Source organism: Streptomyces sp. NPDC059875, assembly GCF_042731085.1.
Classification (GTDB): domain Bacteria; phylum Actinomycetota; class Actinomycetes; order Streptomycetales; family Streptomycetaceae; genus Streptomyces.
Map to the genome: position 1 here is coordinate 241,486 of NZ_JBHWJZ010000005.1, position 13,812 is coordinate 255,297.

Consider the following 13,812-nt stretch of genomic DNA (forward strand, 5'->3'; position numbering starts at 1 on the left):
ATCAGGGGGTCTGCTTGGTGGTGTCGCCGCAGTTCGGGTTGGTCGCGAAGCCGTAGGTGTTGATCACGGCGGTCTGCTTGCAGATCCCGGAGTTCGGGCCGACGAAGACGTCGCTCCAGGGCGAGGTGCCGACCTTGCTGGTCGGGATGACGTTGTAGACATCGCGCTTCACGCCGAAGCCGCTGTTCAGGACCGTCGGCGACAGGCCGTCGACCGTGCCGAGGATGGCGCGACCGCGCAGGTCGGCGATGGTCTGCGAGGACTGCGACTGGTACTGCGCGATAGAGAACGGCACGATCGACTTGTCGTCGAGGACCCGGCCGTCGTGCTCCTGGACCGGGGCGGTGCCCTTCTTGTCCTTGATGCAGGGGTAGACGCCCGCGACCACGTCGGCCTCGGTGATGCCCATCTGCGACTGCCAGAAGGAGCGCGTTCCGGAGCCGGCCTGCGGCAGGTAGACCGTCATGTCGTAGTTCGGCCCGGCGCCCACGTAGTTCGGGTCGCAGTGGTAGATGGCCTTCAGGTCGTTCAGCGTCAACTTGCGCGGGATCGACGAGCCGGGGGTGATGGCGTAGCTGACGCCGTCGATCGCGAACGGCACGTAGGTCAGGCCGGGGTTGGCCGCCCCCAGGCTCAGCGAGGAGGAACGGGAGAAGTCGAGGCACCCGTTGCCCGCCTGGAGGGAGTTCAGCAGCGCGGACCGCCCTGCGCCGGAGCCGTTGGGGCGGGCGATGGTGCAGTTGGGGTTGGTCGCCGGGTTCTTGGTGGTGATGTTCGCGGACCCCGTGGCGTCGTACGAGCCGATGACCTTCTGCCCGTTCACCATGACGACGTCGGCGAGGCCGTTCATGACGTCCTGGGTGGTGTCGGAGCCGACGCCGGAGAGCTGGCGGTACTGCGGAGGGCCGGCCGGGTCGGCGGAGGCGAGGCCACCGCCGACGGTGACGACCGCGATCGCCGCCACGGCGAGCGCGAAGCCGGTCTTCTTCTTGTTCACTGGGGGTTCTCCTCAGCTAGGCTGCGCTCCGGGTGGTGCCCGGGGCGCGTGTGCAGGACTTCCGTTGGCGCGGACGAATCAGACGCTTTCGGGCATCACCTCCTTACGCGGTGGCGTGCGGCCGCCAGCAGGCGCGGCAGGTACCTCGGCAGCAGCGGGCCCGCGAAGGCCGCGAGCGCGCCGACGATCAGACAGACGAGCAGCACGTTCCGGACGAAGCCGACGGCCCAGCCGGGTGTCGGCGCGCCCAGCGCCGTGGCGGCGGGCGCGCCCGGGGAGGGCTTCCCGGTCGTCGGTGGCACCGCGGCCCGGCTGGGGCTCGGGCTCGTGGCGGACTGCGTACCGCCCGCGGCCGCCGCGCCACCGGAGCCCGTACTCGATCCCGTACCGGACCCACCGCTCGTGCCGGTGGAACCGCCGGCACCGCCGTCACCGGACGTGCCGGCGTCACCCGCCCCCGGAGGGGGCGTGGGCGTGGACGTCGACGGGGTCCTGCCCGCCAGCGTCGTCACCTGGTGCGCCACCTGCCGGGTCTGCGCGCGCAGCGCCTGCGGCAGCGGCGCGTAGCCGTGCGGCAGGGTGCCGGCGGCGACGCCCGGGGTCTGGCCGGCGCCGGCCGCGTACGTCAGGAGGGTTCCGTAGTCGCGGCCCTCGGCGGCGGTGAGGTCGGCCGGCACGGTGGCGGCGTAGGTGAGGACGGTGAGCGGGTAGGCGGCCGGGTCCTTGGCGCCCGGGTCGGGCAGGCTGACCCCGTCCAGGCTCTGCTTGCGGGCGTTCGCGGCGGCGGTCAGGGAGGCCGCGTCGGGGGCGGTGAACCGGCCGGCCGCGTTGAGCAGTTCGGCGCGCATCAGGCCGTACCGCTCGGCGGTCGCGGTGTCGGTCACGGCGAGCACGGCCCGCTGGCCGGCCGGCTGCGGCGGGTCCTTCTTGTACGCGGGCGGGGTGGCGGTGGCGTCCCAGGAGGTACGGGCCAGGGTGTCGCCGCGGCCGGCGGCGCGCGCCGCGGAGTGCATGTCGGTGGCGTAGGGGTGCTTGTCCTGGATGCAGAGCGGGAAGTCGGGCCGGTCGTCGAAGGGCTGGCAGTACGGGTCGCTCTTGGGGAAGGTGTCCAGCGGCAGGGCGATGTTCTTGTAGTGCGGGTTGACCTTCATGCCGGAGTTCCCGCGGTCCCCGTGGGCGCCCTCGTTGTCGGGGGTCCCCTTCAGGAACTCCGCGGCGGCCGGGTCCTGGGCCACCCACTCCCACAGCTGCCGGGTGGTGTCGGCGAGCGGTTGCGGGACGAGGGCGTCGCCGAGCTTGCCGCCGAACTCCAGGTCGGCGTAGTCGGGGTTGTGGCGGATGAACTCCGGGTCGCGGCCGAGGTTCTCGGGGTTCTTCGCGACGCTGTCGGCGAAGCGGGAGACGCCGTCGCGGTAGGACTCCGTCAGGAGCTTGGCGACCAGCCGCGGGGTCAGCCGCAGGCTCGCCATCCGGGTGCCGTTGCGCTGCTTGACCTCTTCGGGGGCCCGGAAGGACGCCTGGCTCTCGATGAAGTAGCCGATGGTGATGCCGGAGAGCGCCACCGGGGCGTAGACGGGCTTGCGGTGGATCTCGCGCGGGGTGGTGATCTGGGCGGCGCGGCCGACGAAGACCAGGCCGGGCTTGCCCGAGAGCAGCTTGACGCGGGCGGTCTCGTCGGGGACCTGGGCGTAGCCGTAGAGGGCCTTGGCGCCGCTCTGGCAGAGGGCGGGCTGCCAGCGGGTGACGGCCTCGGCGGCCATCTCGCTGCCCAGCGTGCCGCGTTCCTCCGCGCCGATCGGGCAGTGGCTGCCGATGGGCTCGAAGCCGAGCGGGACGGTGATGCGGTGCTTCCAGTTGGCCGGGCTGAGCGGGGAGGACTGGAGCTGGCCGCTGGACTGGGCGGTGTACGCGGAGCCGTCGACCTCGGTGGTGCCGCGCGGCACGATCACCAGCCAGCAGCCGCGGCCGGTGACCTCGCCCTGCTCCTCGATCGCGGCACCGCAGCCGAGGCCGGGGGCCTCGACACCGGTCTGGGCCTCGAAGTAGACCTCGCCGGTGCCGCGGGCGTTGGTGCGGGCGTACGGGATCTCGTTGGTGCTGTTGACGTCGAAGAACTCGTTCCAGTTGCCGGGGCTGACGTCGTCGCCGGTGACCGAGCGGAACGGCGCGTACGAGATGCCGCTCGGGCTGGGAGGCGGCAGCGGCTGGTTCTCGGAGTCCTTGAGGTGGGCGCCGTAGTTGAGCTGCCGGCTGTTGGTGTACGCCCCGGCGGCCTGGTTGCCGGCTCCCGCGCCGAGGGCGGAGGAGCCGCCGAACTGGCACTGGTCGGTTCCCGGGCCGTTCCTGTCGCCCCAGCACTGCATGATCTGGAGGTAGTTGGCGGCGTACGCGGTGTCGGAGACGGTGGGCGCGCCGCCGGTCCAGGTGATCCTGACGACCTGGTTGACGAGGTTGCGGGTCTGGCTGACGGTGATCTTCAGGTCGGCGAACGGGCCGGTGCCGGAGACGGTCGTCTGCGAGCCGTCGCCGGTGGCGGCGTACGCGGGTGCGGCGGCCGGGTCCAGGCCCGTGCCGACGGTCGCGACGACGGGGACGAGAGCGAGGCAGAGGGTGCCCAGCAGCGCGCGCAGCCGGGCACGGGCGCCGGTGCCGGTGCCGGTACGCATCGCGGTACGAGTTCGGGTGCGGTCGCCGGTCATCGGGACTCCTCCCCCGCGCGGCGGGCGGCCAGGCGCCGGTGCAGCAGCGGCGGACCCACGGTGATACCGAAGAACAGCAGGGCGCCGACGACCATCAGGGTGGTCTGGAGCCCTCCACCCAGGCCGGCGGCCGTGGTCACGGGGACGCCGTACAGCTCGCCGCCGCCCCCGCCGGAGCCGCCCGCGTCGCCCGCGGCGATGGGCTGGCCGGTGTCGGGGTCGAGCGCGCCCCCGGTGGCCGCGCCCGAGCCGGCGGTCGTGCCGGCTCCGCCCGCGCCCGCCGTGCCGGCGCCGCCGGAGCCGGAGCCGCCCGTGGCTCCGCCGGTCGCGCCGCCCGCCGCCGTACCGCCGGACCCCCCGCCGCTCGCACCTCCGCTGCCGCCGGAACCGCCGGAACCGCTCGAACCGCCGGAGGAACCGCCCGTCTTGGTGGGGGTCTTGTTGCCGCCGGTGCCGGTGTCGCACTGGGTGGCGCCCTTGAGGTCACAGGCGGGCGGGTACGGCGCGGTCTTGGCGAGGGTGTTGGTGCCGTCGCTGGAGAACGTCGGGTTCTTGCACTTCTTGATGTCGATGGTCTCGGCGGCCACGCCGGGGATCCGGCGGACCTGCGTCAGGCCCGCCTGGACCAGGTTGATGGGCAGCGGCGAGTAGCCGAGCCGGTCCACCGACTGCTGTCCCTGGCACAGGAAGTAGTAGGCGAACGCCCCGAGCGACTTGCCCTTCTGCGGGTTGAAGTTCGACTCCGCCGCCGTCGGGACGATCATGTAGCTGTAGCTGGAGAGCGGGTACGTGCGCGCGTCGGTGCTGTTGTAGACCTCGTCGAGGCGCTGGGTGAGGTCGGGGTTGATGCCCGCCTTGGTGAGCGAGACCGCCACGTTCTGGGCGGTGGGCTCCGTGTAGTAGCCCTTCTCGTTGAGGATCTTGGCCACCGGGAAGCCGGTGGTGGAGACCGCGTACGAGTACTCGACGTAGGTGATCGTGCCCTGGTTGCCGTCCTGGGCGACGTAGCCGGAGACGCCGTTGGAGCCGGACTGGCCGACGAAGCCCTTGCCGCCGATGACGGGGAAGTTGGAGGTGGGCCCGCAGGGGGTGCGGCGGCCCGCCCGGCCGCAGTACGCGTCCCACAGGCCGGCGTGCTTCTTGCTCAGCCAGGTGGTCAGCTGGGCCGTCGTACCCGAGCCGTCGGAGCGGACCACGGGGACGATCCGGCGGGCGGGGAGGCTCGCGGCGAGACCGGGGTTGTCGGCCTTGAGGGCCGGGTCGTTCCACATCGTGACGGCGCCGGTGAAGATCTTGGCGACGTTCTCGCCGGAGAGCCGCAGATTGGTCACCCGGCGGTTGCCGATCTTCAGGTTGTACATGAAGGCCGTGCCGCCCGCGACGATCGGCATGTAGCTGAACTTCCGCGAGGGCGGCGGGTCGGCGACGCCGGAGTCGTTGATGCCGTACGGGATCTCCGAGACGGCGAAGTCGACGGTGCCGTTGCGGAACTGGTTGCGCCCGTCGGAGGAGCCGGTGCCGTTGTAGTTGACCGTCATCCCGTACTGCTTGACGTTGGCCCGCCACTGGTCGAGGGCGTTCTGGCTCCAGGTGGAGCCCGCGCCGGAGACCGGTACGTAGCTTTCGGCGGCGGCGGGCAGCGCACCGGGCACCACGAGCGCGAGGGCGGTGACGAGCACGGCCAGGGTGCGCCGCAGCACGCGCGCGGGGAGCGCCGGGGGGCGTCCGGACATCGAGGGTCTCCTGATCGGTGGCGGGTCGTACGGGTCGTGCGGGTCGTGCGGCGTGCGGTCGCACGGGGGGGGCGGGTCGCTCGCCGGCGGCCGCGGGCCGTACGGGTGCGGGTGTGCGGTGAGAGGGGCGACGGACCGTCAGTCGACCGGGGGCGGCGGCGCCGCGTCCGTCGGTCCGGCGCCGGCCGGACCCGGCTCGGCCGGGCCCCTGGGCGCCGGGAGCACCGCGCCCGGTGGCCAGGTCGGCTTCGCGGGGCGGGACCCCATCCGCTCCAGGTCCTTCAGCGAGGCGGCGGCCCGGCGGCGCTGCTGGCCGCGGCTGAGCTGACCGGGGCCGCGCCCGCCGATGACGCGGGCCAGCAGGAAGAGCAGCAGGACCAGCGCCATCAGCAGGGCCGCGCAGCCGAAGCCGCGGGTGATCATGGTCTTCTCGGGCGAGGCGACGAGGGTGAACGTGGCGAGCGGCAGCGAGGTCTGCGGCCCGTCGAACGGGTCGAGGTTGAGACCGGTCGCGGCGCCCGAGGTCAGCAGCACCGGGGACGTCTCGCCGATGCCGCGCGCGGTGCCGAGGATCACGGCGGTGGTCAGGCCCGAGCGGGCGGTGGGCAGCACCACCGTCCACACGGTGCGCCACTGCCCGGCGCCCAGCGCGTACGAGGCCTCCCGGAGCGAACCGGGCACGAGCCGGATGACCACGTCCGCGGCCCGGATGATGATCGGCAGCATCATCACCGAGAGCGCGAGGGAGGCGGCGAAGCCGGACTTGTCGAGGCCGAGGGCGAGGATGGCGGTGGCGTAGATGAACAGGCCGGCCACGATGGACGGCAGCGCGGTCATCGCCTCCACGATGGTGCGCACGAACCGTGCGTAACGGCCGGGCACCTCGTTGAGGAAGACCGCGCAGGCCAGCCCGAGCGGCACCGTGATCAGCAGGGAGATGCCGATCTGCTGGAGGGTACCGACGATGGCGTGCAGCATGCCGCCCTCGGTGATCGGCTGGAGGGGTCCGGTGCCGGACATGTCCTCGGTGAAGAAGTTCAGGTGCGGCAGCGCCTCGCGGCCGCGCCACAGGGCGTAGCCCACGATGAACAGCAGCGCCGCGAGCAGCAGCGCCGCCAGGGCGTGGACCATGGTCTGGGCGAGCCGGGCGCGGACCGTCGCCCCGTTCTCGTCGAGGGAGACCAGGACGGCGTACAGCGCCATGAAGGCGAGGTAGGCGACGACGGTGAAGCCGAGCGGGGCGTCGAAGGGCAGCACCCGGCCGAAGATCACGGCGGTCGTGGCCACGGCCGCGGCGCCCGAACCGACCAGGGCGAAGACGTCCCGGGCGTGCAGCGTGGAGGTGGCGCGGCGGGCCTCGGCGGGCGCGCCGGGACCGTCGGGGACGACATCGGGCGTGACCGTGAGGGTCGCGGTGTCGGCGGTGGTCGGGGTCATGCCTCGGCTCCCGTTCCGGACCGGCTGCGCGCGACCACGGAGGACGCGATGAAGTTGACGACGAGGGTCATCAGGAACAGCGACAGGCCGGCCGCCATCAACGCGGACATGCCGAGCGGGCTGGCGGCTCCGTAGCGCAGGGCGATCAGCGCGGAGACGGAGTTGGCGCCGTTCTCCAGGATGTGCGGCTGGAAGAAGAAGACCGGCGAGATGATCATGACGACGGCGATGGTCTCGCCGAGGGCCCGGCCGAGCCCCAGCATGGTCCCGCCGATGATGCCGCCCTTGCCGAAGGGCAGGACGACCGTGCGGATGACACCCCACTGGCTCGCGCCGAGCGCGAAGGCCCCCTCGCGCTCGCCGGGCGGGGCCTGCGCGAACGCCTCGCGCATCACCGAGCAGGCGATCGGGGTGACCATCAGCGCCACGACGATCCCGGCGATGAAGGTGGAGGAGGTGTAGACGGTGGCGGGTGCGAGCGGGTCGCGCGGATCGGCGCCGTCCACCGTGAAGATCGGGATCCAGCCGAAGTACGTGGAGATCCAGCGGGCGAGGCCGGTGATGTGCGGCTGGAGGAAGAAGAACCCCCACAGGCCGTAGACCACGCTGGGGACGGCGGCCATCAGGTCGACGAGGCTGACCAGGGTCCGGCGCAGCCGGCGGGGCGCGTACTCGGTGATGTAGAGGGAGGTGCCGAGGGCGAGCGGCACGGCGAAGGCGATCGCGGTGATGCCGATCAGCAGCGTGCCGGGCAGGACGGCCGCGATGCCGAAGCGGTGGGAATCGGGTTCCCAGGCGGCGGTGGTCACGAACGACCCGCCGGCGTCGCCGAGGGCCTGGGCCGCGCGGACGCCGAGGAAGACGCCGACCAGCGTCATGGTGACCAGGACGACGGCGCCGGCGCCGCGGGCACCGCCGCGGAACAGCCGGTCGGCGGGGTCCCCGGCCTTGGACCTGGCGCGCGGCACGTCCGTGTCCGTCGTGTCCGCGGTGGCCGTGGTGGCGGTGCTCACGAGGCGTTCCCCCGGACGGCGTCGGGCAGCCGCAGGCCGCGCAGCCGCCGGGTGTGCGTCACGCCCGCGGCCACCTCTCCCTGGGCGGCGGCCGTGAGGAAGAGCTGGAGGCTGTGACGGCACTCGCGCTGGCGCCGGTAGCTGCGGGCGGCGACGGCGACGCAGCGCTCGTCCAGGGCGAGTTGCCAGGTCCAGGCTCCGGTGGTGGCGGCCATGGACACCAGGGGGACTGTGCGGTCGAGCCCGTCACGCAGCCCGACGACGGCGGCGCAGCAGGCGGAGTGGCCGGCGTGGAGGTCGGGGCCGCGCCCGAGTTCGTGGTTGTTGGCGCCGACGAGCCGCCAGGTCACGGCTTCCGCGTCGGCACCGCCGGGCGTCCACGCGTGCGGGGCCTGGCGTCTTTCGACATCCACCCATGAGACAAACAGAAACCGTGGCCGAGACACGGAACGCCCCCTCCGCCCGGAACCCACGCGTGGCCGACAATCGACGACGCGGCCGTGGCTGCGCGCATGACAATCACGGCGCTGGGCGCTGGGCGCTCCACGGACCGGTGAAGCAGAGACGGAGAAACCATGAACGAGGAGTAGAAGTCCTCGGGAGGTGTCGCAGAGGGTGCGGGCCCTCGATCCGTGGATGTACGGCGGTGAGGCAGATGCGACATTCGGAAGGAGGCGCTCCGAGAGCACCGCGCCGGAGATGTCATCCGGCCACGGGGGCCGCTCGGCGGCGGGGTGTGGGGTGGCTCCCAGAGGCCGGACCGGGCCGGCGGTGCGGGGACGGCTTCCAGGATCGCCCGGGGCGGGTCAGCCGCGCAGGGCTTCGGCCGGTTGCACGGAGGACGCACGCCGGGCGGGATAGATCCCGGCCACGACTCCGGTCGCCAGACCGATGAGCGGGGCGGTGGCCAGGGTCACCGGGTGCATGACCGGCGTCCAGTCCCTGATCAGCGCCACCACCAGGACGGCCAGCGTGCCGATGGCCGTACCGATGAGTCCACCGAACGCGCCCAGCGTGCCCGACTCGGCGAGGAACTGGGCGGTGACATGCCGCCTCTGCGCGCCGAGGGCACGGCGCAGGCCGATCTCCCCGGTGCGCTCCAGGACCGCTACCAGGGTGGTGTTGGCGATCCCGACCGCTCCGATGACCAGGCACACCCCGGCGAGCAGCAGAAACAGCTGTTCGAGGTCGGAGGTCACCGAGGTCCGCAGGCTCTTCGGGTCGGGCGGCGGCACCGCCTTGAAGTACTCCGGGTGGTCGGGGCGCAACGCCGTGGGGGCCTCCCCGGCCACTTGACGGGCCGCGCCCAGATCGGTGGCGACGAGCATCCTGGCGCCCGCGGTCGGCCGCCCCCACAGTTCAACCGCGGTGGTCTGCGGTACGAGAACCGAGAGCAGCACGTCCGGCTGGCGCTGGACGTCCTCGACGATGCCGGTGACGGTGAACGGCTGCCCCCCGATGAAGATCGCCGGCTTGGTCTCCAGCGTGGTGATCCCCAGCCGTGCGGCGATGCCCGAGCTGATCACGGTGACGCGCTGACGGGTGTCGGTGTGGAAGTCGTCGTACAGCCTGCCCTGGGAGAGCCGGGGCTCGGCCGCGCGCAGGGCACCGGGGGCGGCGGCCACCACGTTGAGGGTTTCCCCTCCGGTGTCGCCCACCGGGGCGGCGGTGACGGCGAGTTCGGCGGGGTTGCGTCGGGGCTGCACCGTCCACAGCACGCCGGCGTGCCGCACCCCGTTGAGCCGCTCGACGCGGTCCGAGGCGTCGTCCGGGAACGCCGCGTCGGCGAACTCGTTCTGTTCGCGGGCGATGTCCTCGACCGTCACCTCGGTCGCGGAGAGCACGTTGAAGCGGGAGTCGATCTGCGAGGAGGCGGTGGCGGTGAGGCCCAGTACGGCGACGAAGGCACCGACACCCAGGACGGTGCCGAGCATGGTGAGCGCGGAGCGGGCGGGGCGCTGCAGCATCCCGGCCAACGCCTCGGCCAACAGGTCCCGTGGCGCGAACGCGGAGCGCCCGATTCCGTGCGGGGGCGCGGCCTTCCGTGCCTTTCGGTTCCGGCTCAGCATGCGTGTGCCTGCTCGCTCTCGCTCAGAATGCCGTCCCGGATGGTGACCGTCCGCCGCCCGCGGTCGGCCACGGCCAGGTCGTGCGTGATGAGGACGATCGTGATGCCCTCGGCATTGAGGGCCTCCAGCAGCTGGAGCACCGCCTCGGCGTTGCCGGTGTCGAGGTTTCCCGTCGGCTCGTCGCACAGGAGCAGCGAGGGCCGGGCGACCAGGGCCCGCGCGATGGCCACCCGCTGGCGTTCGCCGCCGGACATCCGGGTGGGCAGTGCGTCGGTCCGGTGGCCGAGGCCGACCCGGTCCAGCGCCTCGCGGGCCCGCTGGGGGCGCTCGCGGCGCGGGGCGCCGCTGTAGACCATGGCGAGTTCGACGTTCTCGCGGGCGCTGCGGTGCGGCAGCAGGTGGAAGGCCTGGAAGACGAACCCGATACGGCGGCCGCGCAATGCGGTGCGCTCGGTGTCCCTGAGCCGGCCGGTGTCGATGCCGTCGAGGAGAAAGCTGCCCGTCGTGGGGGTGTCGAGGAGTCCGGCGATGTTCAGGAACGTGGACTTGCCCGATCCGGAGGGGCCGACGACGGTGATGAACTCGCCCCTGCGGACCGTGAGGTCGCTGGGGCGGAACGCCTCCACGGGCGGCGGCCCCGGATAGGTGAGGCCGACCTGCCGGAATTCGATGACGGGCGGCTCGGACGGGGTCGGGGACGCGGTCATCCGGTGCCTCCCTGCGCGGCGGCGTCGGCCCGGACGCCGGTCACCACCCGGTCGCCCTCGCCGAGGGACCCGCTGTCCAGGGGGATGACCTCGACATGGCCGTCGCCGGTGGTACCGGGCTTCACCCGGACCCGGCGCTCCCTGCCGTCGTCCTCGAGCACGGTGACCGCGGTGGAGCCGTCGGCGCCGGCCGACACCGCCGTGACGGGTACGACCAGGACCTTGCCGCCGGTTGTGGCGGCCAGGACGGTCAGGCGGACGTTCTGCCCGGTCCATTCGGCCTCGAGCGGCCGGCCCGGCGCCAGAGTCATCAGATAGCCGTCCGCGTCGGCCTGCCCACCGGCCGGCTGTCCGTCCTGCGTGTCGCCCTCGGGACGCGGCGTCGTGCGGGTGGTGGCGATGGACCGTACGGAGGCCGTGGCGGTGGCGCCGTTGATCTCGGAGAGGATCTCCGCCTTCTGGCCCGCCCTGATCAGGCCCTTCTGGTGGTCGGGCACGTAACCGTGCACCACCAGGGGGCCCGCGGCGACGGTCATCACGGCCCCCTGCACCTTCGCGCCGAGCCGTACCGGGAGGTCCTGCACCCGCGCCGGGAAGCTCTCCAGGAACGCGACCTCGCCGGACGGGACCATGGGGCCCGCGGCCGCCCGGGCGGCGACGAGGCCCTCGCGCGCGGTGGCCAGGTCCTCCCGGGCACGTGTGACAGCCTTGCGCAGGCCCTCCGGACCGCGGCCGCCGGCATCCGCCTCCCCGACCGTTCCCGCGGTCGAGCCGGCCGTCTTGCCCGAGCCCGTTCCGGAGCTGCCGGAGCCCGAGCGGGAGCCGGAGCCGGCCTCGGCGGTCTTCAGTGCGTCCTCGGCGTCGTCCAGAGCTCGTTCGGCCGAGGTCACCTGCGCTTCGGCCGAGGTGACGGTGGCCGAGCCCTCGGCGCCGCCGACTGGGACGGGTTCGTACCCGAGCGCGTCGTAGAGCGCGGTGACCGCCGACTTCGTGCCCTCGCCGAAACGCCCCCGGTTGTCGGGGGAGGTGGAGTGCCCGAGCCGCTGGAGCGCGTCCTGGAGCTGGCCCACGTCACTGCCCTGGGCACCGGGCTTGAGGTCGCGATAGAGCGGAACGGTGCCCTGGAGCGCGATCACCGGACGGCCGGAGATCTCGACCAGCAGCCGACCCGCGCGTACCTGGTCTCCTGCCTTCAGCGGCAGCTTGGAGACCGTGGGGCTGCCTCCCTCGGCCGCGCCGCCGGGGGTGATCTCCACGCTCTGGCCGGCGACCACGGTGCCGCGAATGATCATCGAGGAGGCCAGCGTCCGGTACTCGACCGGCGCGGTGATCACGGACGGTGCGGGGGGCCGGGAGTCCGCCGCCGCCTGGGCGGGCGACTTGATCAGCAGGGAGGCCCCGAAGCCCGCCCCGGTGAGCGCGACCGCGCCCACCGCGATCAGGGCGAGCCAGCGGCGCCTGATCCGTACACCGTCACCCCCGTGACCACGGGCTGCCTCGGCCGCGTCCACGGAGGGCTGTTCGTCGTTCTGCATTCAGTTCGCCAATGCCTCGTTGGCCGACTTGATGACCGCGGCCTGATCCTTCTTGATCTCGGCGAAACCGGCGGCGTTCTGCTCGATGTAGTCGTTCTGGATCTGCGTTTCGAGGCGGAGCAGCACGGTGGCGAGTTTTGCGTCCTGCTTGCACTTCACATCGACCTTGGCCACGGCCTTCTCCTGCGGCGACGCAGAATTCCCCTGGAGCGCGTACTTTTCGCCGGGCTGCAGGAAAGCGGTGTGCTGATATCCGGCCTTCTTCATGCAGGACACCCATTCGTCCTGCGCTTTGATGAATTCCGGCATCCTCTGGGCCTGCCCGAAGGAGGAGAAGTCGATGCTGAGCAGTCCGATCTTGCCCCTTTTGGGGTTCTGCACCTTGTCGAGCCCCAGCTTGCGGGCGGCCTCCCCGATGCAGCCGCCCTCGGGGATGTCCTTGCCCTGGTACGTGCCGCCCGAGCCCGCCTTGCCGCCCTTGGCGCCGTAGACCATGTACGCCTCGGGCGGAAGCTTGGCCCCGCCGGACGCCGCGCCGGCGGCGTGCTCGTCGCCGCCCTCCGACGGGATCATGTGATAGCCGTGCTCGGCGGCGACCTTCTCGCCGACCACGCCGTACCGACGGCTCACGACCTTGACGGGCTCGGCCTTCGTGGCCGGCCAGTCGAACCCGAACCGCTTCATGCAGTCGGAAGCCAGGGTGGAGTGCGCGGTGTCCACCAGCGCCTGCTGCTCGGGGGTGAAGAAATAGGCGGACACCGGGAGGACGATGTCGGCCTCCGTGACGACCTCCCGGGCCACGGAACCGCCACCGCCACCGTCGGCACCGACGCCTTCCGGGGCGCCCTCCGCGCACCCGGTGAGCAGCAGCGTGCCGACCCCGGCGGCGATGACAAGACGTGCGTAACGCAAGGGAACCCCTGGATAGAGTGGATGTGCTGCGGTGGGGCGGACTTGGCCTCCGCCCCACCGCGGTCATGAGGCGGCGATCAGAAGTTGTAGACGGTCCCCGAGCAGTTGTTGCCGAAGAGGTGCGAGTTCATCACGTCGTTGGCGGTCTTGCCGTTGCTGAGGTTGATGTACGCCATGTTGGACACGTAGCCGTAGGCCGCGATCTTGAAGCAGGGCCCGAAGTGCTGGGAGTTGTAGTACACCGAGATCCTGGTGTCCGTGTCCCAGTTGTCGATGGAGCTGACGTTGAAGAGGTAGCCGTCACCCCGGTAGAGCGGGATGTCGGGGGTTCCGGGGTAGTAGATGATTTCCCAGTTGTGACGGGAGCTGTAGTCGTCCCGCTTGTATCCGCCGAAGTCGGCGTCCGAGTAGAGACAGGCGTTGTCGGGGGTACATGAGGCGGCCTGCGTGGGCGCGGCCGTGACGACTCCCACACCGAACAGCGATGCCACGGCAAGCAGCATCGCCGAAATACGTCGAATCATGAGGGTTCCTCGTTCTCGATCCATGCCGAAATAACGGCCGGTGAACGGCGAGGGATAAACGCAATGCGGCGCCACATCACACACCCCCCGCCGATGTGCATGTTGTGTGCACATCAGGTGTAGAGGTCGAAGGCTAACCGATCTTCAGTGGATTGAAAACGATCTTGCGTGCTACCCGTCGGTCCT

Annotated in this window: 11 protein-coding genes; all 11 read right to left on the reverse strand. The window is 72.0% G+C overall.

Annotated features, from left to right (window positions below; genetic code table 11):
• Window position 1: 1 nt before the first annotated feature.
• The 11 genes from ACFV9D_RS08655 to ACFV9D_RS08705 all read right to left on the reverse strand — a co-directional run bounded on the left by ACFV9D_RS08655 (window position 2) and on the right by ACFV9D_RS08705 (window position 13,626).
• Window positions 2–997, reverse strand: coding sequence for a substrate-binding domain-containing protein (locus ACFV9D_RS08655; protein ID WP_385142964.1), 996 nt, complete (start codon window positions 995–997; stop codon window positions 2–4).
• Window positions 998–1,092: 95 nt separating this feature from the next.
• A complete protein-coding gene (locus ACFV9D_RS08660; RefSeq protein WP_385142967.1) occupies window positions 1,093–3,696 on the reverse strand; it encodes a hypothetical protein in 2,604 nt (867 codons plus the stop codon).
• Window positions 3,693–5,429: a phosphate ABC transporter substrate-binding protein PstS gene (locus ACFV9D_RS08665; protein ID WP_385142969.1), complete on the reverse strand. Its 1,737-nt coding sequence runs from the start codon at window positions 5,427–5,429 to the stop codon at window positions 3,693–3,695. Before ACFV9D_RS08665 ends, ACFV9D_RS08660 begins: the two co-directional genes overlap by 4 nt.
• Before the next feature lie 138 nt (window positions 5,430–5,567).
• Window positions 5,568–6,866, reverse strand: a complete 1,299-nt coding sequence (pstA, locus tag ACFV9D_RS08670; protein WP_385142972.1) for a phosphate ABC transporter permease PstA — start codon at window positions 6,864–6,866, stop codon at window positions 5,568–5,570.
• Window positions 6,863–7,879 carry a phosphate ABC transporter permease subunit PstC gene (gene pstC, locus ACFV9D_RS08675; RefSeq protein WP_385142975.1) on the reverse strand — a complete coding sequence of 339 codons (1,017 nt, stop codon included), beginning with the start codon at window positions 7,877–7,879 and terminating at the stop codon, window positions 6,863–6,865. The genes pstA and pstC overlap by 4 nt, the downstream gene beginning before the upstream one ends.
• Window positions 7,876–8,292 (reverse strand): hypothetical protein, encoded by a 417-nt coding sequence (locus ACFV9D_RS08680; protein ID WP_385142978.1) that lies wholly within the window; start codon window positions 8,290–8,292, stop codon window positions 7,876–7,878. The genes pstC and ACFV9D_RS08680 overlap by 4 nt, the downstream gene beginning before the upstream one ends.
• A 393-nt stretch (window positions 8,293–8,685) precedes the next feature.
• Window positions 8,686–9,948, reverse strand: coding sequence for an ABC transporter permease (locus ACFV9D_RS08685; RefSeq protein ID WP_385142981.1), 1,263 nt, complete (start codon window positions 9,946–9,948; stop codon window positions 8,686–8,688).
• Complete coding sequence (locus ACFV9D_RS08690; protein WP_385142984.1) at window positions 9,942–10,655, reverse strand: ABC transporter ATP-binding protein; 714 nt, start codon at window positions 10,653–10,655, stop codon at window positions 9,942–9,944. Before ACFV9D_RS08690 ends, ACFV9D_RS08685 begins: the two co-directional genes overlap by 7 nt.
• Window positions 10,652–12,190, reverse strand: a complete 1,539-nt coding sequence (locus tag ACFV9D_RS08695) for a peptidoglycan-binding protein (RefSeq protein ID WP_385142987.1) — start codon at window positions 12,188–12,190, stop codon at window positions 10,652–10,654. Before ACFV9D_RS08695 ends, ACFV9D_RS08690 begins: the two co-directional genes overlap by 4 nt.
• Window positions 12,191–13,102, reverse strand: a complete 912-nt coding sequence (locus ACFV9D_RS08700; RefSeq protein WP_385142990.1) for a hypothetical protein — start codon at window positions 13,100–13,102, stop codon at window positions 12,191–12,193.
• Window positions 13,103–13,179: 77 nt separating this feature from the next.
• Window positions 13,180–13,626, reverse strand: coding sequence for a hypothetical protein (locus tag ACFV9D_RS08705; RefSeq protein WP_385142992.1), 447 nt, complete (start codon window positions 13,624–13,626; stop codon window positions 13,180–13,182).
• Between the last annotated feature and the right edge of the window lie 186 nt (window positions 13,627–13,812).

What these genes read in the sequence shown, in the direction of transcription:
- ACFV9D_RS08685 (WP_385142981.1), bottom strand. Translation starts at nt 9,948, where the DNA reads ATGCTGAGCCGGAACCGAAAGGCACGGAAGGCCGCGCCCCCGCACGGA.
- ACFV9D_RS08695 (WP_385142987.1), bottom strand. Translation starts at nt 12,190, where the DNA reads ATGCAGAACGACGAACAGCCCTCCGTGGACGCGGCCGAGGCAGCCCGT.
- ACFV9D_RS08690 (WP_385142984.1), bottom strand. Translation starts at nt 10,655, where the DNA reads ATGACCGCGTCCCCGACCCCGTCCGAGCCGCCCGTCATCGAATTCCGG.
- ACFV9D_RS08665 (WP_385142969.1), bottom strand. Translation starts at nt 5,429, where the DNA reads ATGTCCGGACGCCCCCCGGCGCTCCCCGCGCGCGTGCTGCGGCGCACC.
- ACFV9D_RS08705 (WP_385142992.1), bottom strand. Translation starts at nt 13,626, where the DNA reads ATGATTCGACGTATTTCGGCGATGCTGCTTGCCGTGGCATCGCTGTTC.
- pstA (WP_385142972.1), bottom strand. Translation starts at nt 6,866, where the DNA reads ATGACCCCGACCACCGCCGACACCGCGACCCTCACGGTCACGCCCGAT.
- ACFV9D_RS08660 (WP_385142967.1), bottom strand. Translation starts at nt 3,696, where the DNA reads ATGACCGGCGACCGCACCCGAACTCGTACCGCGATGCGTACCGGCACC.